The organism is Ruegeria sp. D7 (assembly GCF_056534355.1).
This window is the reverse complement of record NZ_JBQFPG010000001.1, coordinates 260454-286072: the sequence shown is the minus strand read 5'-3', so window position 1 is coordinate 286072 and position 25619 is coordinate 260454. Positions and strand designations below refer to the sequence as shown.

The 25619-nt window shown below is 55.4% G+C and carries 27 protein-coding genes and 1 tRNA gene; 6 read left to right on the top strand and 22 right to left on the bottom strand.

The window, feature by feature from the left end; all coding sequences use genetic code 11:
- Positions 1–46 precede the first annotated feature (46 nt).
- Complete coding sequence (locus tag ACRZ9U_RS01445) at positions 47–814, top strand: SDR family oxidoreductase (protein ID WP_170405785.1); 768 nt, start codon at positions 47–49, stop codon at positions 812–814.
- Here the strand turns inward: ACRZ9U_RS01445 and ACRZ9U_RS01440 are convergent.
- From ACRZ9U_RS01440 to ACRZ9U_RS01425, 4 genes are all read right to left on the bottom strand, one after another.
- The gene (locus tag ACRZ9U_RS01440; RefSeq protein WP_170405779.1) at positions 811–1677 is read right to left on the bottom strand and encodes an acyl-CoA thioesterase; all 867 of its coding nucleotides are present in this window, start codon (positions 1675–1677) and stop codon (positions 811–813) included. The two genes, ACRZ9U_RS01445 and ACRZ9U_RS01440, sit on opposite strands and share 4 nt — an antisense overlap.
- 49 nt (positions 1678–1726) lie before the next feature.
- Complete coding sequence (locus ACRZ9U_RS01435; RefSeq protein ID WP_170405776.1) at positions 1727–2944, bottom strand: serine hydrolase domain-containing protein; 1218 nt, start codon at positions 2942–2944, stop codon at positions 1727–1729.
- A 107-nt stretch (positions 2945–3051) separates the two neighbouring features.
- Positions 3052–4083 (bottom strand): phosphotransferase family protein, encoded by a 1032-nt coding sequence (locus ACRZ9U_RS01430; protein ID WP_170405773.1) that lies wholly within the window; start codon positions 4081–4083, stop codon positions 3052–3054.
- Positions 4084–4110: 27 nt separating this feature from the next.
- Positions 4111–4929 (bottom strand): SDR family NAD(P)-dependent oxidoreductase, encoded by an 819-nt coding sequence (locus ACRZ9U_RS01425; RefSeq protein ID WP_170405770.1) that lies wholly within the window; start codon positions 4927–4929, stop codon positions 4111–4113.
- A gap of 108 nt (positions 4930–5037) precedes the next feature.
- Here ACRZ9U_RS01425 and ACRZ9U_RS01420 point away from each other — a divergent pair, with 108 nt between their 5' ends.
- The 3 genes from ACRZ9U_RS01420 (at position 5038) to ACRZ9U_RS01410 (ending at position 7367) form a co-directional block, all read left to right on the top strand.
- On the top strand, positions 5038–6039 hold the full coding sequence (locus ACRZ9U_RS01420; RefSeq protein WP_480901235.1) for an NADPH:quinone oxidoreductase family protein: 1002 nt from the start codon (positions 5038–5040) through the stop codon (positions 6037–6039).
- 129 nt (positions 6040–6168) lie between these two features.
- Positions 6169–6618: a type II 3-dehydroquinate dehydratase gene (gene aroQ, locus ACRZ9U_RS01415; RefSeq protein ID WP_170405767.1), complete on the top strand. Its 450-nt coding sequence runs from the start codon at positions 6169–6171 to the stop codon at positions 6616–6618.
- Positions 6615–7367, top strand: coding sequence for an autoinducer binding domain-containing protein (locus tag ACRZ9U_RS01410; RefSeq protein WP_170393076.1), 753 nt, complete (start codon positions 6615–6617; stop codon positions 7365–7367). Before aroQ ends, ACRZ9U_RS01410 begins: the two co-directional genes overlap by 4 nt.
- Positions 7368–7730: 363 nt before the next feature.
- On the opposite strand, the gene tsf is transcribed toward ACRZ9U_RS01410, so the two are convergent.
- The 5 genes from tsf to ACRZ9U_RS01385 all read right to left on the bottom strand — a co-directional run bounded on the left by tsf (position 7731) and on the right by ACRZ9U_RS01385 (position 11536).
- Positions 7731–8606 (bottom strand): translation elongation factor Ts, encoded by an 876-nt coding sequence (gene tsf / locus ACRZ9U_RS01405; RefSeq protein WP_480901234.1) that lies wholly within the window; start codon positions 8604–8606, stop codon positions 7731–7733.
- A 76-nt stretch (positions 8607–8682) separates the two neighbouring features.
- A complete protein-coding gene (gene rpsB, locus ACRZ9U_RS01400; protein ID WP_170405761.1) occupies positions 8683–9483 on the bottom strand; it encodes a 30S ribosomal protein S2 in 801 nt (266 codons plus the stop codon).
- Between the two features lie 168 nt (positions 9484–9651).
- On the bottom strand, positions 9652–10506 hold the full coding sequence (gene olsA, locus ACRZ9U_RS01395; protein ID WP_170406440.1) for a lyso-ornithine lipid O-acyltransferase: 855 nt from the start codon (positions 10504–10506) through the stop codon (positions 9652–9654).
- Complete coding sequence (gene olsB / locus ACRZ9U_RS01390) at positions 10493–11248, bottom strand: L-ornithine N(alpha)-acyltransferase (protein ID WP_170405758.1); 756 nt, start codon at positions 11246–11248, stop codon at positions 10493–10495. Before olsB ends, olsA begins: the two co-directional genes overlap by 14 nt.
- 105 nt (positions 11249–11353) lie before the next feature.
- On the bottom strand, positions 11354–11536 hold the full coding sequence (locus tag ACRZ9U_RS01385) for a DUF3553 domain-containing protein (RefSeq protein ID WP_010440107.1): 183 nt from the start codon (positions 11534–11536) through the stop codon (positions 11354–11356).
- A gap of 42 nt (positions 11537–11578) precedes the next feature.
- Between ACRZ9U_RS01385 and ACRZ9U_RS01380 the strand changes: the two genes are divergently transcribed.
- A complete protein-coding gene (locus ACRZ9U_RS01380; protein ID WP_170405755.1) occupies positions 11579–12175 on the top strand; it encodes a histidine phosphotransferase family protein in 597 nt (198 codons plus the stop codon).
- Here ACRZ9U_RS01380 and ACRZ9U_RS01375 read toward each other — a convergent pair.
- The 9 genes from ACRZ9U_RS01375 to ACRZ9U_RS01335 form a co-directional block, all read right to left on the bottom strand.
- A complete protein-coding gene (locus tag ACRZ9U_RS01375) occupies positions 12172–13434 on the bottom strand; it encodes a glutamate-5-semialdehyde dehydrogenase (protein WP_170405751.1) in 1263 nt (420 codons plus the stop codon). The two genes, ACRZ9U_RS01380 and ACRZ9U_RS01375, sit on opposite strands and share 4 nt — an antisense overlap.
- 39 nt (positions 13435–13473) lie before the next feature.
- A complete protein-coding gene (proB, locus tag ACRZ9U_RS01370; protein ID WP_170393083.1) occupies positions 13474–14580 on the bottom strand; it encodes a glutamate 5-kinase in 1107 nt (368 codons plus the stop codon).
- Entirely contained in the window at positions 14568–15602 is a 1035-nt protein-coding gene (obgE, locus tag ACRZ9U_RS01365; protein ID WP_170405748.1) for a GTPase ObgE, read from the bottom strand. Before obgE ends, proB begins: the two co-directional genes overlap by 13 nt.
- Before the next feature lie 37 nt (positions 15603–15639).
- Positions 15640–16176 (bottom strand): GNAT family N-acetyltransferase, encoded by a 537-nt coding sequence (locus ACRZ9U_RS01360; protein WP_170393085.1) that lies wholly within the window; start codon positions 16174–16176, stop codon positions 15640–15642.
- Positions 16173–16781: a LysE family translocator gene (locus ACRZ9U_RS01355; protein WP_170405745.1), complete on the bottom strand. Its 609-nt coding sequence runs from the start codon at positions 16779–16781 to the stop codon at positions 16173–16175. The genes ACRZ9U_RS01360 and ACRZ9U_RS01355 overlap by 4 nt, the downstream gene beginning before the upstream one ends.
- A gap of 95 nt (positions 16782–16876) precedes the next feature.
- Positions 16877–17146 (bottom strand): 50S ribosomal protein L27, encoded by a 270-nt coding sequence (gene rpmA / locus ACRZ9U_RS01350; RefSeq protein WP_010440093.1) that lies wholly within the window; start codon positions 17144–17146, stop codon positions 16877–16879.
- A gap of 11 nt (positions 17147–17157) precedes the next feature.
- Positions 17158–17775, bottom strand: coding sequence for a 50S ribosomal protein L21 (locus ACRZ9U_RS01345; RefSeq protein WP_170405742.1), 618 nt, complete (start codon positions 17773–17775; stop codon positions 17158–17160).
- Positions 17776–18008: 233 nt separating this feature from the next.
- Positions 18009–18788 (bottom strand): DUF2059 domain-containing protein, encoded by a 780-nt coding sequence (locus tag ACRZ9U_RS01340; protein WP_480901233.1) that lies wholly within the window; start codon positions 18786–18788, stop codon positions 18009–18011.
- 26 nt (positions 18789–18814) lie between these two features.
- Positions 18815–19657 carry a DUF2059 domain-containing protein gene (locus ACRZ9U_RS01335; protein ID WP_170405736.1) on the bottom strand — a complete coding sequence of 281 codons (843 nt, stop codon included), beginning with the start codon at positions 19655–19657 and terminating at the stop codon, positions 18815–18817.
- A 123-nt stretch (positions 19658–19780) separates the two neighbouring features.
- Between ACRZ9U_RS01335 and ACRZ9U_RS01330 the strand changes: the two genes are divergently transcribed.
- A tRNA-Ser gene (locus ACRZ9U_RS01330) sits at positions 19781–19870 on the top strand.
- 363 nt (positions 19871–20233) lie between these two features.
- Here ACRZ9U_RS01330 and ACRZ9U_RS01325 read toward each other — a convergent pair.
- From ACRZ9U_RS01325 to ACRZ9U_RS01310, 4 genes are all read right to left on the bottom strand, one after another.
- Positions 20234–20854, bottom strand: a complete 621-nt coding sequence (locus tag ACRZ9U_RS01325; protein ID WP_170405733.1) for a class I SAM-dependent methyltransferase — start codon at positions 20852–20854, stop codon at positions 20234–20236.
- Positions 20855–21150: 296 nt separating this feature from the next.
- Positions 21151–21627: a DUF411 domain-containing protein gene (locus ACRZ9U_RS01320; RefSeq protein WP_170405730.1), complete on the bottom strand. Its 477-nt coding sequence runs from the start codon at positions 21625–21627 to the stop codon at positions 21151–21153.
- An 825-nt stretch (positions 21628–22452) separates the two neighbouring features.
- Positions 22453–22839 carry a Cu(I)-responsive transcriptional regulator gene (gene cueR / locus ACRZ9U_RS01315; protein WP_170405727.1) on the bottom strand — a complete coding sequence of 129 codons (387 nt, stop codon included), beginning with the start codon at positions 22837–22839 and terminating at the stop codon, positions 22453–22455.
- Positions 22840–22854: 15 nt separating this feature from the next.
- Entirely contained in the window at positions 22855–25365 is a 2511-nt protein-coding gene (locus ACRZ9U_RS01310; RefSeq protein ID WP_170405724.1) for a heavy metal translocating P-type ATPase, read from the bottom strand.
- Between the last annotated feature and the right edge of the window lie 254 nt (positions 25366–25619).

The window sequence follows — 25619 nt, the reverse complement described above, 5'->3', positions numbered from 1 at the left end:
GCCAATATGTTACGCTGTGTTTGAGAAGTAAGACACGAGCTATGCAATGGTTCTGATTGGGAAGACCGTCGTCATCACTGGCGCTGCAAATGGCATAGGTAAAGGTCTTGCCAAGCGGTTCTCAGAAGAAGGTGCGCATGTAGTCTGCGCCGATATCGACCTTGCCGGCGCGCAGGCCGTGGCGGCGCAAATTGGCGGTGATGCACTCAGCTGTGATGTGTCCAAGGAAAGTGATATTCGAAATCTGATTGAGACTGTCGAGGATACGATCGCTCCGATTGATTTATTCTTTGCCAATGCGGGAATACTCACCCTAGGTGGATTTGAAGTGCCGAATGCTGAATGGGACCGCATCTGGCAGATCAACGTTATGTCTCATGTCTGGACCGCGCGGCACCTGATCCCAAGGATGGTTGCGCGTGATGGTGGTTATTTGATGATCACAGCTTCAGCGGCTGGATTGCTCAATCAACCCGGCGCAGCCCCTTATGGCGTAACCAAACATGCGGCTGTGGGTTTTGCTGAATGGGTTGCGATGACCTATGGCGACAAAGGTCTCAGGGTCTCAGTTCTGTGTCCGCAGGCCGTTCGGTCCGAGATGATACGTGGACATGAGGATTCGGTCGCCGCGATTGACGGAATAATTGAACCTGATGAGGTCGCCCAAGCCTGTGTCGAGGCGCTGGCGGATGAACGTTTCTTGATTCTTCCGCATCCACAAGTGCTTGACTATATGCGTTTAAAAACAGAAGACTACGACCGATGGTTAGGTGGAATGATGAAGCTTAATCAAAGGTTTGCTGGCAGTACTTAGCGTTGCTTCCGTCGTCTGAGTAGGCCTTCCTGCGCGACGGACGCAACCAGTTTGCCATCCTGCGAAAAGATCGAACCCCGATTGAAGCTGCGCCCCTGCCCTGTCCACGGCGACTCCATCGAATACAGATGCCAGTTTTGAAACTGCACGGGTGCATGAAACCAGATGGCATGGTCCAGACTGGCCCCATCAATTTCACCAGTGAACCAGCTCAGCCCATGGGGCCGCATTCCGGAACTGAGCAAGCTCATATCCGAGGCATAGGCCAATAGAAGATGTTGTGTAACGGTGTCCGCGTGGTTCGCTGCGCCCATGCGAAACCAGACGTGGTTCTTGTCATCTGCCTTGGCGGGTGCAAACAGGTCCAGCGGATCGATTTCGCGCACTTCGATCGGGCGCTCGCGCAGCAATTCAGCTTTCAGCTTTTCGGGAACGCGATCCAGGTATTTTTCGCGCAATTCGTCACGCGATGGATGGTGCTCGGGCGCTTGAACGTCCGGAATCGGATGCTGATGTTCCCATCCGTCATCCTGCTTGTGAAACGAGGCCGACATGTTCAAAATTTGCTTGCCATGCTGGATCGCAACCACGCGGCGGGTTGTAAAAGAACCTCCATCGCGCGCGCGATCCACTTGATATATAACCGGAATTGACGGATCTCCGGGCCTTATGAAATAGGCGTGCAAGGAATGGCATAAACGATCCTCGACCGTCCTGTACGCTGCGGCAAGCGCTTGCGCGATCACCTGCCCGCCAAAGATACGCGTTGGTGTCTCGCCACCAGAACCGGTTCCGCGAAACAAATCGACCTCAAGCGGTTCGATATTCAGCAGATCAAGCAATATGCGTTCGGCTTCGGTCATTCAGGGCTCTCCGGCGTCTTGGCCTTTTCCGGTATCACTCAAACACCGATCATTCAACGAGCGCCGCGTGAACAAGCGCCTTCAGTTCCGCTCGGGATGGATAAGAGCTGGATGGCGAGAGCTGTGTAAAAAACACTGTTGAAAGCGCGTTGACCGGATCGATCCAGAAATAGGTGGAGGCCATCCCGCCCCAGCCATAGTCGCCAACCGAGCTTGGGGCTCGGGTGCGCGCCGGGTTCAGTACCACCGCGCCTCCGATGCCAAAGCCTGTGCCTTCCATGGGTTGCTCTGCAAAGCTTCGTGGACCCATGGATGCAATATCGTCCGGTAAATGGTTGCGAAACATGAATTCTACAGTCTTCGGCCCGAGCAATCGCGCGCCATTTGCGGTTCCTTTGTTTCGCAACATCTCGGCGAACTTGCTGTAATCGTCGATGGTACTGATCAATCCGCCACCGCCAGAAAAGGTCGTTGCCGCCTCAAACGGGGACTCTCCGGCCCGATCCACCAACCGCAATGTTTCGCCACCCGATTTTGCGGCATTCAGCGCCATGGCATCGCCTTCGAGCGGGGTGTAGAGCGAGGCAAATCGGTCCCCTGCCCCTTCAGGCACTGAAAACGCGGTTTCACTCATCCCAAGTGGTCGAAAGATGTGTTCTGTCAGAAACACGTCCAGCGGTTTGCCTGATACAACTTCTATCACGCGGCCAATCACGTCGATCCCGACCGAGTACTCCCAGCGACTGCCTGGCTGAAAAGCCAGCGGCAACCCTGCCAGCACTTTAACCCGATCCGCCAGCGGGCCTTGTTTCGGGGAAAAGATCAGATCGAGCTCATCCATGGCCATTGGCAAAAGGCCGGGATTGAACGGGTAGCTCAGCCCGCTGGTGTGCGTCAGCAATTGATGCAAGCTGGGTGTTGGCGCGTCCTCGGTCTGGTTCAACTGCGTTGCGCCCGGGACCAAGGCTTGCATCGTTGCAAACTCTGGCAGGAAATCGGAAACCGGGGCATCTAGATGAAACAACCCTTGTTCCACCAACATCATCAAAGCAACGGACGTCACAGGCTTAGTCATCGAATAGATCCGAACCAGGCTATCGCGCTGGAACGCGAGGTCGGTTTCAATGCAGCGGCGGCCACATGCGTGAAAGAATGCCTCTTGCCCGTTCTGGTGGATCAGAAGGGCGCTGCCTGCGTATTTCCTCTGCTCCACATATCGGTGCATCCAATTGTGGATGTCGGTCTGCGCGGTCGGATCAAATCCCATGAGGCAACTCCATCTTAATCAGGCCGATCTTGCCTTCGTGAGATCCGAGGCAACAGCGAATTCTGCTGATTTTTGCTGGATTTGTTGAAGGGCGCCGAGAATACTGCCTACGTTTTTTGCAGCGCAGATAATCCGTGTTGGGCGAAGACCGGCACATAGGCACCGAAAGCCTTAGCGCGTGCCGGGTCTGACGCGTTTCCATCCAAGGCACGCTTGTAGACACCTTGCAGAATGCCGGCCATCCGAAAGAAGTTGAAAGCAAGGTAGAAGCCAAAATTCTCAATCCCCGTTAGGCCGCGGCGCGCGCAATACTCGGCGATGAAGTCCTGATCTGACGGTAGCCCAAGGCTTAACCGATCTACGCCAGCCAACCCCCGACCCTCCTTGCCCGGGGGCAGCTGCCATTGCATGATGACGGCTGCCAGGTCCGCATATGGGTGACCGATGGTCGATAACTCCCAATCCAGCACTCCGATGCAGGCGGTGCCATGCGCCTCGAACATCAGATTGTCGATTCGGTAGTCCCCATGAACCAGTGTTCTTTGATTGTCATCCTCGGGGATCTGGCGCTCAAGATCGGCGATCAGCTGATCCATCTCTGCGATTTTTTCGGTCTCAGAGGCGCGATATTGTTTGGTCCAGCGAGCAATTTGCCGCTCGAAATAGTTGCCTGGAGGTCCGAAATCCGAAAGACCCACCGCATCGATATCGACCATGTGCAGTTCGGCCAGTACGCGGTTCATCTCTTTCAGCACACCCGTGCGCGTCGCATTGTTTTCGCCTTTCATGACAGGGTCGACAAATGTGCGTCCTTTCAGATGCCCCATCACGTAAAAGGCCGAGCCTATGACGCTGTCATCTTCACAAAGCAGATGTACTTGCGGGACGGGCACTTTGCTTCCAGCCAGCGCCGCTTGTACGCGAAATTCCCGATCCACTGCATGTGCGGATTTCAGCAATATGCCCGGCGGCTTGCGTCTCAGAACATAGGATTTGGCCGGCGTACGCAGCAGATAGGTTGGGTTCGACTGACCCACGGTGAATTTTGTAGCCTCAAGAGGGCCATGATACCCAACAAGATGCGTGTTTAGATAAGCGTCGACGGACTTGATATCCAAAGTGTTTTCAGTGTGTGTCATATATTCAGCCTGCGTATGAACCCACGGCTAAAGGGCATCGGCAAAGATATTGCCACCGGTCTGCACATTTATCCCGCCGGAGACAGGGATGACCGCGCCAGTGACATAGCTGCCTCCGCGACCGCATAGAAACAACATGCAACCAGCGATATCCTCGGCCTGGCCAACCCGGCCCAGTGGAACACCTTTGCCGACGCGCGCGCGCTTGGTTTCGTCTTCGGTGGCAAAGGCCGTCATGCGCGATACGAATGGTCCCGGGGCCAGCGCATTCACCGTTACTCTGTAGGGTGCCAATTCTTTAGCCATGATTTTGGACAGGTGAATAACCGCCGCTTTGGACGCGGAATAGCTGTAGGCCCCGTCACCCATCGGGACCTCACCCATGACCGAACCTACATTGATGACCCGCGCAGGATCCTCGTCGGTTGCGGATTTCATCAGAAGTGGCAGCAATTTTTGGGTCAGATCAAATACGCCTGCGACATTAACCGACATGACTTTGTCCCAAGCGAAATGAGGGAACTGCCCCATCGGCGCGCCCCAAGACACACCTGCATTATTCATCAGTATATCAATCGCTTGAGTGCGACTTTTGACTTCATCTACCAGCGCATCTATACCCGCCTCACTGCTGATGTCGCCAGCAAACCCTTCGGCCGAGCCTGGCGCGTCCAGAGCGTTCAACTCTGTTGCAACCTCCTCGCATGCCTCGCCTTTGCGAGAAGCGATCAGTACATGCGCCCCGGCACGTACCAACGCCTCGGCCGCCATTCGACCGATACCGGTGGCACCCCCCGTTACCAGTGCCGTCTTTCCACTGAGCGAAAACAAAGTCTCGGGCGTCATGTGCACTCCATTCAGGCGATCTGGGATTCTGGCGTGAGGTCTTCTTGACAATACGTGCTGACAATCCAACGATTTCAAAACAGGTGAAGCAAGAGGCAAATGAAAAACATGCAGGCATTACTCAGCGTCACATCAGGCGGCCCCGAGAGTTTGGAACTGACCACCCTGCCCGATCCAACCCCTGAGTCAGATGAAATTGTATTGCGTATCCGCGCCGCCGGGGTGAACTTCCCTGATACGCTGATGATCCGGGACCTCTATCAGATAAAACCACCCCGCCCCTTTGCGCCAGGTGGTGAAATCGCCGGAGAAGTTGTCTCGGTCGGAGAAGGCGTCACAGACTTCGCGCCTGGTGATCGGGTTCTGGCGCTCACAGGGCACGGAGGGTTCGCTACGCATCTGAAGCTCAAACCAGCGACTGCCGTCAAGATACCCGACGTGATGCCGTTTGAAGATGCGGCCAGCTTTGTCTTCACCTACGGCACTTCATACCACGCCCTCAAGGACCGTGCGCTACTTAAGTCCGGCGAAAAAGTACTTGTTCTGGGGGCCGCCGGTGGCGTTGGGTCTGCGGCGATCGAGCTAGCCAAAGCGATGGGGGCACATGTGATCGCGGCGGTCTCGTCTGAAGGTAAAGCATTGTTTTGCAGAGATATTGGCGCAGACCAGACGCTGATCTATCCACGCGATCTGGACCGCGAAGCGCAAAAGGCCCTGTCCGCCGAGATAAAGGCACTGGCCCGGGGCGAAGGTGTGGATGTGGTCTACGACGCGGTCGGCGGAGACTACGCTGAGCCCGCCTTGCGAAGTATGGCATGGGGTGGGCGTTATCTGGTTGTTGGCTTTCCTGCCGGCATCCCCAGCATTCCGCTGAACCTGACTTTGCTCAAGGGCTGTCAGATCGTCGGGGTGTTCTGGGGCGCGTCCGTATTTCGCGACCCGAAAGGGCACGCACAGAACCTGGCCGAGTTGTTCCGCCTATATGGTTCGGGAGTGATTTCACCCCGTATCAGTGCACGATTTCCGCTAACCCAGGCGGCAGAGGCAATTGGCATGCTCGAACGGCGCGAGGCTCTCGGTAAAGTTGTGGTCACGATGGAAGATAATTGAATAGGGGATGGGATTGAGCCGATCCAGCAACCTGCATGCGTCAATGAAGCTCTACCCATAAGAGCGAAGGTCGCTGGACGACCTTTAAATTCATGTTTATGAAAAAGGGAAGATGGGGACAGTTTGAATATGCACAATATCCTGGTTCTGAATGGTCCGAACCTGAATTTGCTTGGTACACGGCAACCCGAGGTCTACGGCGCAACGACGTTGCAGATGATCGAGGACCTGTGCGTTGCGCATGGTGAAACGCTGGGTCAAAACATAACCCATCTCCAATCCAATCACGAAGGCGCGCTAATTGATGCGATCCACGCGGCACGCGGCGCTCAGGATGGTATCGTGCTGAATGCAGGCGCATTCACGCATACATCGATTGCGCTGATGGATGCGATATCTTCGGCCGAAGTACCCGTGGTCGAAGTTCATTTATCTAACATCCACGCGCGCGAGGCGTTTCGTCACAAATCACATATCGCACCAGTCGCGATTGGACAGATCTGTGGTTTTGGCGCGCAAAGCTATGTTCTTGCACTGAACGCGATTGCCGCGCATCTGGCTGAGAGGGACACAGGATGACCCTCAAAGAGTATCTGAATTTTCTGAGCTACACGAAAACTCTGGAAGAGCTTTGGGATGCACATTGCCGCCAGATGGAAAAGTATGGCTTCGACCGGCTGTTGTATGGGTATACGCAATACCGAACTGCGACTTCGCTGGGCGATCCAGAAGACTTTGTAATCCTGACCAATCACTGCTCGGATTACTTGGAAGGGTTCCTTCAATCCGGCCTGTATTTTCACGCCCCCATGCTGAAATGGGCGCTGAACAACGAAGGCGCTGCAAGTTGGAGCATGATACAGGACATGATGTCCAGCGGGGTCATGTCGAACGAAGAGCTTCGGGTTTTTGAGTTCAATAAGTCGCGTGATATTACAGTAGGTTATACGGTCAGCTTCAACTCGGTGTCGATGCGTTCCAAAGGGGCGATTTCGCTTGCGGCACGTAATCACAGCCAGGAGGAGATGGACGAGGTTTGGAACGAGCACGGCGACGATATCCTTCTGATGAACAATGTTGCCCATCTCAAAATCCTGACCTTGCCATATCATGCCCCGAACCGCGCGCTGACCAAACGCCAGCGCGAAGCTTTGCAATGGGTCGGTGACGGAAAGACCACGCAGGACATCGCGCTATTGATGGGTTTGACTTCGGCAACGGTGGAAAAACACCTGAGACTCGCGCGTGAGGCGCTTTCGGTTGAAACAACGGCACAGGCCGTGTTGAAGGCCGCGTTGCAGAATCAGATGTTTGTGATGGAAGCATGACCCTATTTTGATGCTAATTAGCATCAAATTGACCTAGGGTAAGGAATACATGACTTTCCGAATCTCCCGATAAAATTGCAAATTGATATTGTTCCGTGAGTGGTGGCTTTAGCCAGGGAACGTTTTGATCGGATCTTTGTAATACCAAAGCTCTCTGATCGCTCTGACACCGAGGCGTCTATTCGTCCACGTCTCTTTGTCGGGATTATTGAGGGGCCCTTCCATCCCCATCATGCAGGGCCCCTCAATTCACTAATCTTCGCAAGCATTGGTTCACAGGCTTTTGACATGAAAAAAACCCGGCTGCGCTATGCAACCGGGCTCGGTATTTGTTGCAGCCTCCAACCGAAGCTGCAAAAGATTTTAGCCTTGGGCTGCCTTTGCAACTTCGGCAGCGAAGTCTTCTTTTTCGACCACGATGCCCTCGCCTACTTCCATGCGGACAAAACCGGTGATGGTAGCACCTGCTTCTTTGGCAGCCGCTTCGACGGTCAGATCAGGATTCACAACGAAGTCCTGGTTCAGCAGGGTCGCTTCGGCGATGAATTTCTTCATGCGACCGACGATCATCTTTTCGATCACCTGCTCCGGCTTGCCGGATTCGCGAGCGATGTCCATCTGGACCTGCTTCTCTTTCTCGACAACTTCCGGATCCATGTCCGCCTCGGACAGGGCCGCCGGGTTCACCGCTGCAATGTGCATTGCAACCTGCTTGCCGAAGGCTTCATCGCCGCCGGACAGAGCAACCAGAACGCCGATTTTGCCCATGCCGGTTGTCGCCGCGTTGTGAACGTAGGACACGACGGTATCGCCCGACAGTTTCGACATACGGCGGACCGACATGTTTTCACCAATGGTGGCGATCTTGTCGGTCAGGGTATCTGCAACAGACTTGCCGCCCAGATCGGCAGCCAGCAGCGCGTCGACGTCATCAACACCTTCGGCTGCGTAGGTGATCTTGCCGACCATCTCTTGGAATTCGCTGTTTTTCGCAACGAAGTCGGTTTCCGAGTTCACTTCGACTGCAACACCGTTGCCGCCGTTGACGTGAACAGCAACCAGACCTTCCGCTGCAGTACGGCCCGATTTCTTGGCCGCCTTGGCCAGGCCTTTGGTGCGCAGCCAGTCAACGGCTTCGTCCATGTTGCCGCCGGTTTCGGTCAGCGCTTTTTTTGCGTCCATCATGCCTGCGCCGGTCGAGTCGCGCAGTTCTTTTACCATTGCTGCTGTGATTGCCATCTTTTGGCTCTCCTCAATTCAAACGGAATTGGGGCAGGTCTACCCTGCCCCATATGTCATTTACGTGACGGGCAGCTTACGCTTCGGCTTTGACTTCCGGTGCGGCCTCTTCAGCGGGTGCTTCTTCGGCAACCACTTCTTCAACCGGCGCCTCTTCGAACGCACCCAGGTCAACGCCAGCAGCACCCATCTGAGCGGTCATACCGTCCAGAGCGGCACGTGCGGCCAGATCGCAATACAGAGCGATTGCGCGCGCTGCGTCGTCGTTGCCGGGGATGATGTAGTCAACGCCATCGGGCGAGCAGTTGGTGTCGACAACAGCCACAACCGGGATACCCAGCTTGTTGGCTTCGGCGATAGCCAGTGCTTCTTTCTTGACGTCGATAACGAACAGCAGATCCGGAACGCCACCCATCTCGCGGATACCGCCCAGTGAAGCCTGCAGCTTGGCCTGGTCACGTTCCATGCCCAGACGCTCTTTCTTGGTCAGGCCTTCGGCACCCGATTCCATGGCTTCGTCGATCTGGTTCAGACGGTTGATCGACTGGGAAACGGTTTTCCAGTTGGTCAGCGTGCCGCCCAGCCAGCGGTGGTTCATGTAGTACTGAGCCGACTTTTCAGCGGCATCTGCGATCGGCTGAGCTGCCTGACGCTTGGTGCCTACGAACAGAACGCGGCCACCTTTTGCGACGGTATCACGAACAGCCTGCAGAGCCTGATCCAGCATCGGAACGGTCTGAGTCAGGTCCATGATGTGGATGCCATTGCGCGAGCCGTAGATGAACGGGCCCATGCGGGGATTCCAACGCTGTGTCTGGTGACCAAAGTGAACGCCAGCTTCTAGCAGCTGACGCATGGTGAACTCGGGAAGAGCCATGCTTTACTTTCCTTTTCCGGTTTACGCCTCGGCGGGGGTGAAAGAAGCGGATGCTCCAACCGGCGGGCCAGATAAGGATGTCTCCCTCAAAAAGCCCAAACCCCGCCTGCGGGTTTGAATGGCGCGCGTATACGGCAGGTTTAGCATCAGTGCAAGGGCCAAATGCCCCTATTTTTCAAGCCGCGCCAGTGAATGCGCATGACGTACCGCGTCTTCGCAATGGGCTGCCAGAGCTTTGCGGTTTTCAAAGTCGTTAACCTTGGCTGGCGCGTGGTAGATCAATTCCACGGTGCCTTGTCGACGTGCCCCCAAAGTCTTAAGCAAATGCGGTCCGAAATCCATGTCGCCCCACCAGCCATAAAACCTATCGGGCTGACCTTGGGGAGCGTGAAAGATGACCGAAACCGGTTGAACATACATGAATTCCCGCAGCTCTTCAGTGAAGAACGCGGCAAAGAGTGTTGTTTTAAAGGGTAAAACTCGCTGTCCGTCGGTCGAGGTGCCTTCTGGAAAGAACAACAGCTTGTGCCCGGCTTTCAGACGTTCCTCGAAAATCCGGGTCTGCTCGCGGGCTTTATTGCGATCACGTTCGATGAAGACCGTACCCGTCGCGCGTGCCAGCCAGCCGATGCCGGGCCATTTTGCAACTTCGGCTTTCGATACGAAATACACGCGCTTACGGGCATTCAGCGCAAAGATATCCAACCACGACGTATGGTTTGCAACCACAGCGCCGCGTTCCTGCATGAGCGCGCCAGAGGTGCGAAATCTGATCCCGAGAATTCGAAATGCATTGCGACAAACGAACTGAGAAATGAACGGTGTCACCGGCCGTTGAACGCCATAAAGCGGTCGTTCGATGAGACGTATGGCCAATAAGACGAACAGCCCCCCAAAAACCAGAAGGGCCAGCGGCAGACCGCGAAGTATCACCAGGACCCAACCTAAGAAACCAAGCTCAATTGGATCAGGCGCGTCTTCACTTTGCCACGATGGGTCGCTCACAGGGTTATGCTCCACCATAAATACGCCGCTGACGCTCATTCATGCGGGCTGTGTCAAGGATCAGACACACATCGGTTGTGTTGAAGGCATGATCGATAAATGCCCCCTCGCCCACGAATCCACCGAGGCGAAGGTAGGCCTTGATGAGAGACGGCACTTGAACCATCGCCGCGCGCCGATCCAGCGCGTCGGGTGCCAAAAGGTCCATTGATTGAAATACCTCTGGCTGGGCCCGAACCCGCAAATCCAGCGGGGCAAGATGGTTGTGATGCAGCATCGACAGCGGCTGCGCCAATTTGCTCACGTCGGTTCCGTGGAAACTCGCGACCCCGAACAAGATCTCAATACCACGCTCAGTGACGTATGCAGCCAGACCATTCCACAGATGATACATCGCCGTGCCACCACGATAATCCGGATGCACGCACGAGCGTCCAAGCTCCAACAGCTTGCGCCCGCTTTGTTTCAGGACGGTGAGATCGTATTCATCCTCGGAGTAGAATTGCCCCAGTTCGGCAGCTCGCTCACCAGGAAGCAGTCGATAGACGCCGATCACCTCTCCAGATGAATCGTCGATGGCGAGCATATGATCGAAGTATGGATCGAACCGATCCTTCTCGAGCCCCGCCTCATGATCCACCATCTCGCCGCCACCGCCCAATTCCTGAACAAATACGTCGTAGCGCAGTCGTTGGGCCGCCCGCAGTTCAACCTCGGTATTGGCCAATTTGACAGTGAATGAGGGGCCTTCGTCGGGCATCAAGAAAATTCCATCGATCGCTGTTGCGCGCTGATAACGCGATTGCTCGGCCAAAGGCAACAAGCCCGCGTTTTGCCCGAGTTGTTAACCTTTCCTAAACCAGTTTCACGGATCAAAGACCGGCATCAGGGCTATACGTGTCCCGTCGATCACCACTTTCCCCTGCTCGCGAAAGTTAACGGTGATCTTGCCTCCGATATTGGACTGCACTTGTCCAACGCCCCAATCGGGGAAATCGGGGTGGCGGACATACATGCCCGGTGCAAGAATGGCATTCAGATCTGTCATGTTGGGCTCCGGGTCCAATGGCAGGTGCAGCAGGAGGTACGCATGGGCGCGTCAGACGTCAACCTGGCCGAATTGATCGGCTCTCGGATCTGTCATGATCTGATTAGCCCCATTGGGGCAATTACCAACGGGCTTGAGCTGTTGGAGATGGTTGGCGCAGTCCAAGGCCCTGAAATGGAGCTGATTTCAGGCAGCGTTGGCAGTGCAGGCGCCCGCATCCGGTTTTTCCGCGTTGCCTTTGGATCAGCAAGCGATCAGCCATTGGGTCGCACCGAAGTGGTCGAGCTTCTTAAAGATGTGGAAAAGGCCGGGCGTCTGCGGATCAGTTGGAACCTGACCGAACCTGTCCCGCGCAATCAGGTTAAACTCGCGTTTCTGGCTGTGATGTGCTGTGAAAATGCGATGCCCTTCGGCGGCGAAGTGGAAATCGAAACTCAGGGCGACGCATGGACGGTGACTGGAGTTGCTGACAAGCTGAACCTCAATACGGGTCTGTGGAAAGGGATTGGCTCGGGGCGATTTACCGAAAAACTAAGCCCGGCGCAGGTTCAATTTGCCCTGCTGCCGGATACAGCCTCGACGATGGGTCGCAGAATCACGGTAGAAACGACCGCAACCCAGGTGACACTGCGGTTTTAGTGCCGCGTGGTCCCGTTTCCGCGTACCAGATACTTAAAACTGGTCAACTGAGCGGCACCGACGGGACCGCGCGCGTGCATCTTGCCGGTGGCGATACCAATCTCAGCACCCATGCCAAACTCACCGCCATCCGCGAATTGCGTCGAGGCATTATGCATCAGGATAGCGCTGTCGAGCCGTTCGAAGAAGTGCTCGGCGGCCGCGGAATTCTCGGTCATGATACTATCGGTGTGGCTTGAGCCAAACTGCCGGATATGCGCAATCGCGGTGTCGATATCTGCTACGGGCCGTGCAGCGATGATACTATCTAGGTACTCTTTGCCCCAGTCATCATCCGACGCAGGAATGGTGTTTTCATTGGCCAAAATGCCTTCGGCATGCACTTCAACACCCGCAGCTTGAAGAGCAGCGATTAGATCACGGCCCAGTGTTTCTGCAACGTCTTGATGGATCAGCAAGCATTCTGCCGCGCCACAGATACCGGTGCGCCGGGTTTTGGCGTTCAACACAACATCCAGCGTCTTCTGTGGATCGGCGGCTTTATCAACATAAATATGAACGATGCCTTCGAGATGCGCAAAGACGGGCACGCGCGCCTCGCGTTGCACAAGACCCACCAATCCTTTGCCACCTCGGGGAACGATGACGTCGACATAATCAGTCATGGTCAAAAGCTCTTGCACCGCAGCCCGGTCGCGAGTCGGCACCAGTTGAATGGCGTCTTCGGGCAAGCTAGCAGCTGCTAGCCCCTCAACCAGACAGGCATGGATCGCGGTTGACGAATGAAAACTCTCAGACCCGCCTCGCAAGATCACGGCGTTTCCGGATTTCAGGCACAATGCACCCGCATCCGCCGTCACGTTGGGACGGCTTTCGTAGATCACGCCGATCACACCCAAAGGCGTGCGCACACGCTGAATGTTGAGGCCCGAGGCCATGTCCCATTCGGCCAACACCTCACCCACAGGATCGGTCTGATCGGCAACGGTGCGCAGCCCGTCAACCATGCCCTGAACGCGTGCTTCATCCAGCATCAAGCGGTCCATCATCGCGGGGCTCAAACCCTTTTCTCGCCCGAACTCCAAATCCTTCTTGTTCGCTTCGATAATGTCGGCACGTTTGTGCCAAACGGCGTCTGCGGCTGCGATCAGCGCGGCGTGCTTGCGTTCGGCGGTGGCAAAGGCAAGCTCTTGCGAGGCTGCTTTGGCGCGCGCACCAAGGTCGGCCATCATTGCGGGAATGTTGTCGAAATCCTTCATCTCATGCGCCTTTCGGTCTCAGTTTATCAAATCACGCCCTTATAGCGCCAGATCGTCCCGGTGGATCAGGGCCGCGCGGCCTGGATAGCCTAGCGTCGCCTCGATTTCAGACGATTTACGTCCTTTGATCGCATCCGCCTCTTGCGCGGTATAGCGACTTAGCCCCTGTGCCAGCCTCCGCGCCTGCGCATCCAGAACAGCGACGGGATCGCCGCGACCGAAATCACCCGTGACCTCGACAATGCCAGCGGGCAACAGGCTTTTGCCATTGGAAAGCGCCCTTGCCGCGCCGTCATCGATCACGATCTCTCCGCGCGGTTTCATCGCCGAAATCCAGCGTTTCCGGGCTGCATGCGGATCGAGCGTGGCCGTGAACCAAGTGCAGCTCGCTCCATTTTCGAGCGTTTTCAGCGGGTTCAGGGGTGATCCTTCAGTTATCGCCATATCGCAGCCAGCTGCGGTTGCCATCTTGGCAGCCAACAGCTTGGTCTTCATGCCGCCCTTTGACAGCCCCGATCCCGCGTCACCTGCCATGGCCTCGATCTCGGGCGTGATCTGTTTGATCACGTCATATCGGGTGGCTGTCGTGTCCTCGTTGGGATTGCCCGAATAGAACCCGTCGACATCTGAAAGCAGGATCAACTGATCCGCGCCGATGGTCACGGCGATTTGCGCTGCCAGCCGGTCATTGTCGCCATACCGGATCTCATCCGTGGCGACTGTATCGTTTTCGTTGACAATCGGAACAACACCCAGGCTCAGCAGCGTTTCCAGCGTTGCACGGGAATTCAGATAACGCCGCCGATCCGCGCTGTCTTCCAACGTGACCAGCACCTGAGCGGTTTTGATCTCATGCGGCGTCAACGCTTCTTCATACGCACGGGCCAGCCGAATTTGTCCAACCGCCGCAGCGGCCTGTGACTGTTCCAGCGGCAGATTCTGCATCGGCAGGCCAAGTACACCTCGACCCAACGCGATTGACCCGGACGAAACCAGAACAACATCCGTCCCCTGCCCTTTCAGCCAAGCCACGTCCTGCGCCAGCGATTTCAGCCAATCCGACCTGAGCAATCCCGTATCCCGGTCGACCAACAAGGCCGATCCGATCTTGACCACCAGGCGGCGGGCATGGGTCAGGGTTGCCAAGGCGTGGCCTCCTCGGCGGGTTTCTGGCGCAGGCGGTTTTCATCGATCTGAGCCCGCAAGGACCGCAGCACCTCGGTCACGCCCAAATGCGCAACGCCTGACATGGTTATGACCGGGCCGCGAACGGCTTCTTCCAGTTCGGCCTTGATCAGTTCGCGTTCCTCATCGTCCAGAGCGTCGATCTTGTTCAATACGGTGATACGCGGCTTATCCGCCAGCTCTCCGCCATAGGCCTCAAGCTCGGTGATGATTGTGCGATAGTCATCGACCACAGTTTCCGAGGTGCCGTCGACCAGATGCAACAGTACCGCGCAGCGTTCCACGTGGCCAAGAAACCGGTCACCGATTCCACGCCCCTCATGCGCGCCTTCGATCAGACCTGGAATGTCGGCAACGACGAACTCCACGTTATCGACACCGACAACGCCCAGATTGGGGTGCAGCGTAGTAAAGGGATAGTCGGCGATTTTGGGCCGTGCATTGGATGTGGCAGCCAAGAAAGTTGATTTCCCGGCGTTGGGCATGCCCAAAAGACCCACATCCGCAATCAGCTTCAGCCGCAGCCAGATGGTGCGGTCGATCCCCGCCTGCCCAGGATTGGCGCGGCGCGGGGCCTGATTGGTCGCGGATTTGAAATGCAGGTTGCCAAAGCCGCCGTTGCCGCCTTTTGCCAGCAAAAACCTCTGGCCAACCTCGGTCAGGTCACAAATCACGGTCTCTTCGTCTTCGTCCAGAATCTCGGTTCCGACGGGAACGCGCAGGATGATGTCGTCACCATCCTTACCGGTGCGTTGCTGACCGCGACCGGGTTGGCCGTTCTTGGCGAAGAAATGCTGTTGATAGCGAAAGTCGATCAGGGTGTTCAGCCCGTCCACAACCTCGGCCCAAACAGACCCACCCTTACCGCCGTCCCCACCATCGGGTCCGCCGTATTCGATGTACTTTTCACGTCTAAAGCTGACGCAGCCGCCACCTCCGGCCCCGGACCGGATGTAGACCTTTGCAAGATCGAGAAATTTCATAGCTGTCCCCTACTGCAAAGGCCCCATCGGCCACAAGTCAGAGTTTCTTTGTATAGGTCCAGGTGGGCACATTCGCATCGCGCGCCACCGAATAGGTTTCCGCATCGCCAAGATACTGGAATCCGCAATGGGTCAGAACCCGGGCCGAGGCCGGGTTGTCCTGGAACACGCTGGCGAACATGGTCGCGTTTTCCAGCGGATTGGCGTTGACCAGCGTTTCAACGGCCAGCGATGCAATGCCGGTGTTCCAATACACCGGGGCGACCCAATAGCCGACCTCGGACTGGTTGCGATCCAGCCGAGTCAATGAAATCAGTCCGATCAGCTCCGGGCCACCATCCTTTGTGGCATCCATTGCCCAGACATCCTCGTCCCGGTCTTCGGCCATCGCGCGCATCACAAACGCCTCAATCGAGCCGGGTGGCAATGGATGCGGGATCGATGTCGTCATGCGCGCCACACGCTCATCGCCTGCGTAATGCTCAATGAGACCCAAATCCGACCGACGCAGAGGGCGAAGGTCGAACCGCTCGGTTTCAATGACCGGCTGATTTATTATTGCCTCAATCTTCATGAGTGCGTTCCTCCTCCGAACAACACAAAAAGTACGGACGCAACTGTCAAACTGGCTAACGTCCACATCAGATATTTTTCTGCAGGCCGACCTTCAACCGCATGGGCGATCCGATCTCCTGCAAATGTCCAGATCGGGTGCAATACGATCTGGCAGATTAACAAACAGAGAGCGATCGTGAGGGTCGCCTCAAAACTGGGTGTTCCTGTTGCCACAAACCCGGTGAAACCTGCGATAATCATTGCCCAAGCCTTAGGGTTAAGCGGATGCACTATTAACCCCGCCAGAAAACCGGGCACTTGCTTATCCGATTGACCTCGGGAAAGCCGCAGATTGGCAATTTTCCACGCGAGCCAGAAAATATATGCAGCAGAAGCATATTTGAGTGTCTCGAACACCAACGGCACCTGATCGGCCAGTTGCATCAGGCCAAAACCAACCGGCCAGATGATCAGCTGTTTGCCCAGAATGACCCCGCCCACAAAGGGTAGAGCCGACCGAAAGCCATAACGCGCACCTGTTCCCAGCAGGACCATATTGGCCGGTCCCGGCGTGCCGACCTGCGAAGCGGCAAAAATCAGGAAACTGGTGGTTGCGACTGTCATCGGTTCTGGTGATCACGACTGCGTTAAAACGAAAAAGGGACCGGCACTTTGTGCCGGTCCCCCATGAATTTTTCTTAAACCTTCTGGGTTTCGGCTTACTCTGCGGCCTCCGCCACTGGCAGGACCGAAATAAAGGTGCGGTTTTTAAGTCCCTTATGGAACTTCACGGCGCCATCGACAGTTGCAAAGATGGTATGGTCTTTGCCCATGCCTACGCCTTCGCCCGGCCAGAACTTGGTGCCGCGCTGACGCACGATGATGTTGCCTGCGATGGCGGCCTGGCCACCATACAGTTTCACGCCAAGGCGACGACCAGCTGAGTCGCGACCGTTACGGGAGGAACCGCCAGCTTTCTTATGTGCCATTCTCTCTCTCCTTAGCCCTGAGCCAGCTCTTTGGCTTGCTCAACCCATTCGGGTTTCACTTTGATAGTGTCGATAGCAGCAATCTGCTCGTCCGACAAGGCGGCCAGAGCGGCAAAGCTTTCGATACCGGCTTCAACCAGCTTTTTGGCAGCGGCAGGGCCGACACCGTTAAGGGCTGTCAGATCGTCAGCGGCAGCAGCTGCGGCGGGTGCCTCTGCTTTGGCTTCAGCTTTCTTGGCAGGCTTTTTCGCTACCGGAGCAGCTTCGCCAGCCGGTGCCGAACCGGTTGCAGCTTTGATGCCCGACTTGTCAGCGCCCGACGACAGGATGTCGGTGATTTTGACCAGAGTCAGTTTCTGACGGTGACCAACAGTACGCTTCGAGCTGTGCTTACGACGGCGCTTGACGAACTTGATGACCTTGTCACCTTTGATCTGTTCGATCACTTCGGCCTGTACACCTGCGCCTTCAACGAAAGGTGCACCAACAACCGGTGCGTCGCCGCCCAGCATCAGAACATCGTTGAATTGAACTTTTTCACCTGCGTCGGCAGCCAGCTTTTCAACACGGAGCACATCGCCCGCATGAACCTTGTACTGCTTGCCGCCAGTCTTGAGGACCGCAAACATGCGTCTTTCCTTTGTCTAACCGCGTTCTGTGGTCCCCGATTGGGTGTTACTGGCTTTCGCCACCTCAAACAGCGCGCCCTTTTCGGGCTGTGTGAATGACCTTTGGCACATGCCATCAGGTCAAAGAATAACGATACCCGGCGCGGAAAGCCGGCCGGGATGCGCGCTTATCGAAGCATTCATGAAGAAAGTCAACCAAAAATCCGCAGCTTTGAGATCCGAAAATCTGCGGCTCAGAGATCCGAAGCTTTCATGGCTTGCGCGACGGATTGCCCAAGCTGGTAAGAGATGCCGTTTAGCATCTCATCAAAACCCATGAACAAGGCGGAATTCAAGGCCCGACCCGCATCGGTGCGGGAAAAGGCGATGTTCTCTCGCATCTGAGACTCGTTCAACGGCTGATAGGCCAATAAAAGGAACGAGTACATCCATTCAGTTGTCTCAGCCCTGGTGTTCTCATGCTGAGATAGCAGTTCCTGCAACACGGATGCATCGTCAAACAGGGCGCTTTGCCCAGAGGCAAGTCCTTGGTAAAAACTATAATCAGCGCTGATGGTGCCTTGCACATTTTTCTCGATCAGGTCGTTGACCTGCACATATTCATCTACAAGACGAAAAAACATGCCCTCGCGATCAGCCTGTTCGTAAGCGCTGCGTGCCATCTCTTCGATCGCGTCATCTGCAATGGCCCGGCGCGCCGAGTTTTCCAGAGAAACGATGCTTTGCCCCAGTTCGCTTTCAAAAAAGATCGAAGCTTGTTCTAGCTGCGCATCGGACATCATCTCGCCAACCGACAGCGAAAGTTGTTGGTGCATCGTGCTCGGATCGTACAAATCCTCAACTTGCGCCAAAAAATAGGCTCCTGCTGAGCTGCCCAGCATCGACTCGTTGATTGCATGCCCTTGCGCCACGCCTTCTTCACTAAGAATTTTCATAAAATCCAAAATATGCATCGCCTGCATCAGTCTTTCAGCACGCTCGCTTGCGGCCAGAGGCAGCGCCCAGATCGTCAAACAGAGTGCCGTAGCTAAAACTCGCATCAGATATCCTGCGCCGGGCGCAATTCGGCCATGCGGGCGGCTAATACTTCAAACCGCATCGCCATGATTTCATATTGGATCGCATTCAACAGCTCATAGACCTCCTGCATCAGAGGCTGTTCCAGAGCGTCAACATAGGCGTCGACATCCTCATCCGAGAAATCCTGGTAGGTGTAAGCCGCCCCTGCCAAAGCTGACAGTTGCAGAGATCGACGCAACTCACCTTCATTGCGTTGGATCATCGCGCGCAGTTCATCTCCGCTCAGTTGCATGTCGATAATGCCAGACGCACTTGCGGCCAGTAAAAACCGCACCTGAATCTCTTGCAGCGCGCGCAGCGAGGTTCCGCTGGCGTCCACCGCACGGTTCATGCGCTTCAGGCTTTCAACGCGCGATGAGCCTTCTTTTATCAACTTCGAGACGATTTCCTGCCCGGCCAGTTGTTTGGCATCATCATCGTCATCCATATGAGCGGCGTTTTCAGCAACGACCAGTCTTTGCCCCAACTCCGAGGCATAAAACGAGACCGCGTGGACCAGCGCCTCTTCGCTAAGCGTCTGTTCAAGGATCAAGACGGCCGTTTCGTGCATCAAAGCGGTATCAAACACCTCTTCGGTCAGACGCGCCCAATCCGATCCGAAGCCGTCAGGGTCGATACCCAGCATCTGCGGGGCCGAAGCAGAGGCCTGCGCTATGCTTTCCAAGGCAACGTCAAAACCTGTCGTGGTCAGAAACGCCTCAATCTGATCCTGACTAGCGGCCTGGGATGGCGAGGCCATGACACCAAGCGAGAAAATTGGAAGGATGAGGCTGATTGCGAACTGGCGTATAAAGTAAGTCATACATATCAGCCTAGGTGTTTTCTTACCTCTGGCAATGGAAAATCCCACTATCGTCAAAATCCGGTATTTTCTGCTTGCACCCCTGCCCGTTCACCACTAAATCCCCCCCTCACAGACCCCCGCGGAGAGGTGCCGGAGTGGTCGAACGGGGCGGTCTCGAAAACCGTTGTGGGTGCAAGCCCACCCAGGGTTCGAATCCCTGTCTCTCCGCCACTATGCCCTAAAAAACAGTGAAAATTGTCTGGTCTCAGGACTTGGTACAGCTTTAGGATTGGCGTTTCAGGAGGCCAAAAGTGTAATACTATGCCCATTCTCAGGCCTTCTGATTATGCCAGCTATGCTCCTATTGGTGCACACTACGTCACCTTTGGGCCATTCCAAATTCGTTCAGGCAATCGAAAAAGGGGCCTACGCCTGCAGGATCCCTTTAGATCTTTGCGGCTTTTCCTCCGTTCATTCAAATTTGGAGATAGAACAAAAGCGATTTGCCGATTAGATATCAGGCAAGTTTTTTTCTTAGCCAATCCTCAGAAGCGTGATGGGCAGGTCGGCTAACGACCAGTTTCATCTGCGGCTTCACCGGAAGCGGCGAAAAAGACTGAACTGAAATGACTGTCTTTTGCCCAAGGGAGTTTGATGCAGATGATGGCGATGTGCGATGAGTTCGAAGCTTTCTTGCATTAGCCTGGAGAGGTCGCTTGGACTATATCGGGCGACTTGGAGGCCGCTGCATTTCTCTGGTCCATCTGGCGCAAAGGTGGCAATGATCACATGTCCGCCGACACTCACCCCACGCCGGAGACTTTTCAAATAGGCCGCCTGCTCTGCTGGATCGACGAGGAAATGGAACACCGCCCTATCGTGCCACAGATCGTAATGGCGATCAGGCACCCAAGAAGTGATGTCTGCCGAAATCCATTTCACTGTTTCACAGGCTTGTCCAAGCCGGTTCCGCGCTATATCCAGAGCGACCTGCGATAGATCGAGGACTGTAATATCGTGGAGCCCCATAGCGAGTATAGAGCTCGCAAGGCGGGATGTTCCTCCGCCAATGTCGATGACTGATGAATTCGCAGTTGCGCCAGACATCTCGATCAGTTCGAGAGAGAGACGTGGATCATCTTGATACCAACTCAACTGGGCCTCGGACTTCTCGCCATAGACGACGTCCCAGTGTTCCTTTCTTTCGACCGTCATATCTCCACGCTCCACCAACTTAAAGTAGCGAAAGCACTCTTCGAAAGACTGCTCTGCCGGGTTTGCCTATCTGCCTTCCTTTTAGTCCGCGGAAGGCAGTATTGGCTGAAATCACGAAAAAAGAAGGCGACCAACACATTTTAGCGGCTTGGCTTTCTTTTTTGCTGGTGACTTACCGAACTATTCTCAACCAACTGTACATCTCGAGTTACGCTTCAATCGCCGCCATTCACAGCAACCGTAAAGAGATTCAAACGCACGGCGGTTTCGTTTGCGGTATACGTTTAGGTTGCCGATCAAGCTGCCTCGTAATGGTTGAACACTTCCGTGGTGCCATCCTTACCGATCAGGAAAACCGAATAGGCTTCCCGCTCACTCTCCGGCCCCATACCAGGTGAGCCATAGGGCATACCTGGCACTGTCAGCCCGACCGCATCAGGGCGTTCGGCCAACAAGCGCCGGATGTCCGCCGGGGGCACATGACCTTCTATGACATAGCCCTCGAGCAAGCCCGTGTGACAGGACGCCATCTCTTCTGGAATACCCTTGTTAGCTTTGTATTCGGACAAAGTCTCCCAGGAGGCATTCTGCACTTCCATCTCGAATCCTTCGCGTTGCATAATATCAATCCACGCGCCACAACACCCGCATGCGGGGTCCTTGAGAACCTGCACCAGCGGTTTGGTCGTTGCAAATGTAGGTGAAGCCAGGGCGATGCCGGAGGCGCTGAGGCCAGCCAGGAAAAGGCGTCGGTCAAGTTTCGTGGTGGTCATGTCATTTCCTTTCCGGGTTTACGCCTGCGCTGTGATATTCGGTCTTGTGACCGAAATCGCAGGCAAGTGCTATGATTTGTGTCAAGCACGCGATCATGACCAGCCCTGTTTCTGTTCGCTTTCGGTGCATAGCGCACGCATGTCGCAACCGCTTGGATACGATGAGCGCCAAGGCAAATACTGATAGTTTAGCCTCTCTTCCACACATAATAATCTCCTTACGACCGCAGTGCATGCTCGAACAGAAACAATTTGAAAACCCGCACTTTCGGGACTTTGGGTGTTAGGATACTTGTGGAGGAAGATTGGGCGTCCGAGGCGCTTGAGAATTATGGTTATCCGTGTCCATGTTACGGTTTCTCTGGCCATAAGCTTCCACCAAAACCGCAAGTCCTAATTGGGTCGGGTTTTCACCAACGCAACAGGTTCCGGTGTGGCATGCCCCGCCACAACTCACGCAGTCGTCCGCGCAATCTTGATCGGTGGTAGAATGCGAACGGCGATTGTTGTGTTTGAATTCAGATGCTTTTGACGCGATCGAAACGCCATACTGTCTGTGGCTGTCTGCGATCTCAAAGTCGTTGTTTGCAAAAGCAACAGAGCCGATGATTGTCACCGTAAGACAGACGCACACTAAAAGCGTTTCTCTTAAAACAGGGATCAACTCATTCACCGTACTGCGGACGTAGTGTGATCGTGGCAACGTGCTGACCCGAAGCCAACAAAACTACAATTGATAGTGCGGCGCGCACTAGAGAAGAGCGGATTGCCACGTCTGAAGAAAAAGATTGCCAAACTTGGAGGCAGATCAAACAACAAGGTTAACTACGCTTGGCCCAAGTTTTTTAGAATTGGACAGTCTGGGCGGTGGTCGCCAGCGCATTCTTCGATCAGATGAGACAGTGTTTCATGCATCGCCTTCAGATCGGCAATCTTATCGTCGATCTCTTTCAGATTCTGTTTTGCAATTTCTTTCACGTCCGCGCTGGCACGTTCTTTGTCCTCGTACAACGCCAGTAGTGAACGACAATCCTCAATGGTAAAGCCCAATGAGCGGGCTCGCCCGATGAAAGCCAGCTTGTGCAGTTCCTTTTCGTCGAAATGGCGATACCCATTGAGGCTCCGCTTGGGTTTGATGAACCCGATATCCTCGTAATAGCGGATGGTTTTGGCAGGCAGACCCGAACGTTCTGCTACATCTCCGATATTCACAGCGGTTCTCCTATACTATCCAGCATGCACTGAACGCAGCGTTTGCTCGGTGTTCTGCGAGATCTGTTCTCGCCAAACTTTGATCGGCTTTACCCAGCGCAACCGCAGCGCATTGGTCAGGACAAATACGCTGGACAGCGCCATGGCACCTGCGGCCAAAACCGGCGACAGCAGCGGGCCGCCAAACGGATAAAGCACCCCTGCCGCAACCGGTATGAGCAGTGTGTTGTAGCCGAACGCCCAGAACAGGTTTTGGCGGATGTTATGCATGGTGCGCTGACTAATATCGAAGGCATTGACCACGCCCGTCAGGTCGCCTGACATCAGAACGACGTCAGCCGCTTCGATGGCAATGTCAGTGCCTGTCCCGATCGCAATTCCTACCTCAGCTGCCGCCAAAGCAGGCGCATCATTGATGCCATCACCCACAAAGGCCAGTTTTCCGCCATTTGAACGCAAATCCTGTAGCGCGGATACTTTACCCTCGGGCAGAACTTCAGCCACGACATGATCGATGCCAAGCTGCGCCGCAATGGATTTGGCAGTAGCGGCATTGTCACCGGTGATCATCGCTACTTTCAGGCCCAGCCCGTGCAGAGCTTCGATTGCGTCCGGCGTGGTGGTTTTGATTGGGTCCGCCACAGCGATTACGGCCGCGATAGCCCCGTCTACGGCAGCATAAAGTGGAGTCTTTCCGTTGATTGCGAGTTCAGCGCCCCGATCAGACAACGCGCCCATTTCTACCCCTTCGCGACTCATCAGGCGGTCGGCCCCGATCAGGATTTTATGGCCTTCGACTGAGGCGCTTACCCCGTAACCGGTGATCGACGTGAAGTCTTCTGGCTTGGAAAGCTCCAGACCACGGGTTTCTGCCGCGCGCACGATGGCTGTGGCGATTGGATGTTCGGAAGTGACCTCAACGGCAGCAACAAGGTGCAGAACCTCGTCTTCGGTCATTCCTTCGGCCACAATCAGGTCGGTCAGCTCCGGACGCCCTTCGGTCAGGGTGCCCGTCTTGTCCACCGCAACAACGGTGGTTTCCTGCAGCATTTGCAAGGCATCGCCCTTTCGGAACAGGACGCCCATCTCGGCAGCGCGGCCAGTGCCGACCATGATGGAAGTAGGTGTGGCCAACCCCATGGCGCAGGGGCAAGCAATGATCAGTACCGCAACCCCGGCCACCAACGCCAGGCTAAGCGCGGGATCGGGTCCGAACAACATCCATACCAGCACTGTCACAACGGCCACTGCGATCACTACCGGCACAAACCACAGCGTGATGCGGTCGACCAGGCCTTGAATCGGAAGCTTGGCACCCTGTGCTTGTTCGACCATCTGAATGATCTGGGCCAACATAGTGTCTGCGCCGATCTTTTCAGCACGGTACGTCAATGCACCCGCGCCATTTACGGTCCCCCCGACCACAATTGCGCCCTCGGTTTTTTCGACGGGAACCGGCTCTCCGGTGATCATGCTTTCATCGACATATGACGCGCCGGTCATTACGGCACCATCCACCGCGATTTTTTCGCCCGGTCGAACGTGCACAATATCCCCTACAACGATCTGCTCAATCGGTAGCTCGACAACCGATCCGTCGCGCTCAACTCGTGCTGTTTTTGCCTGCAGACCGACCAGTTTTCGGATCGCTTCACCCGTTCGGCCCTTGGCGCGCGCCTCGAGGAACCGCCCAAGCAATATAAGAACCACGATTACCGCTGCGGCCTCGTAGTAGACATTTGCGGTTCCGGCAGGAAGAATATGCGGCGCAAAGGTCGAGATCAGTGAGAACCCATATGCCGCCGAAGTGCCCAGGGCCACCAGAGAGTTCATGTCCGGCGCGCCTTTGACCAAGGAAGGGAATCCCTTGGTGTAGAACTGCAAGCCTGGCCCAAAAAGAACGATCGTGGTCAGAAGGAATTGCAGGTAATAGCTGTTCTGGATGCCGATGGTGCTCGCTATCAGGTGGTGCATGCCCGGAATAACATGCGAGCCCATTTCGAGAATGAATACCGGCAATGCGAGCAAGGCGGCGAAGCTTGTTCGCCGCGCCAAATGGCTGATCTCTGCCGCTTTACGGTCGTGTGGTTCGGTCTGCGTTGCGGATCGCAGGCTCGCCGGATAGCCAGCAGACGCCGCATGCGCCGCTATGGCTTCGGGTGTTGTGACTCCCTCAGCATAACGCACAGTTGCACTTTCAGTGGCCAGATTGACCGACGCGGACAAAACGCCGCCATCGGCTTCCAGGGCTCGTTCAACGCGCCCTACACAGGATGCGCAGGACATGTTCTGAATATCCAGAGTGACCTCTGCCGTCCGCGCCGGATATCCGGCGCGGTTTAACGCATCAGCAATGGCCGCTTTATCGGCTGGATCGCGGAAATCGACCTGAACGCTTTCACTGGCGAGATTAACCGAAGCGGTATCTACCCCTGGAACATCTTTCAAAGCGCGCTCGACGCGCCCAACGCAGGAAGCACAGCTCATACCCTGAACCTGGAACCGCGCATGTGAATTTTCAGTCATATTGTCACCACGTATGTTCTGCTGACGGGCAACATAAGGGTTCCAGCAAGTGGAAGGTCAAGGGATGAGGCTGACTTTCTTTCTCATCATCCATGACGACTCTAAGTATCCCGGATATGAGCTGCGGGCTCCGCAAGTTAGTTATAGACAAAGCCATTGACACAGTAAGTTCCTCCGCACAGTTGAACTTTGACATGAAAAACCGCAGGGTACGTGTCTTAAGCGCTAATCAACTTGATCATATCCTTGCAGCT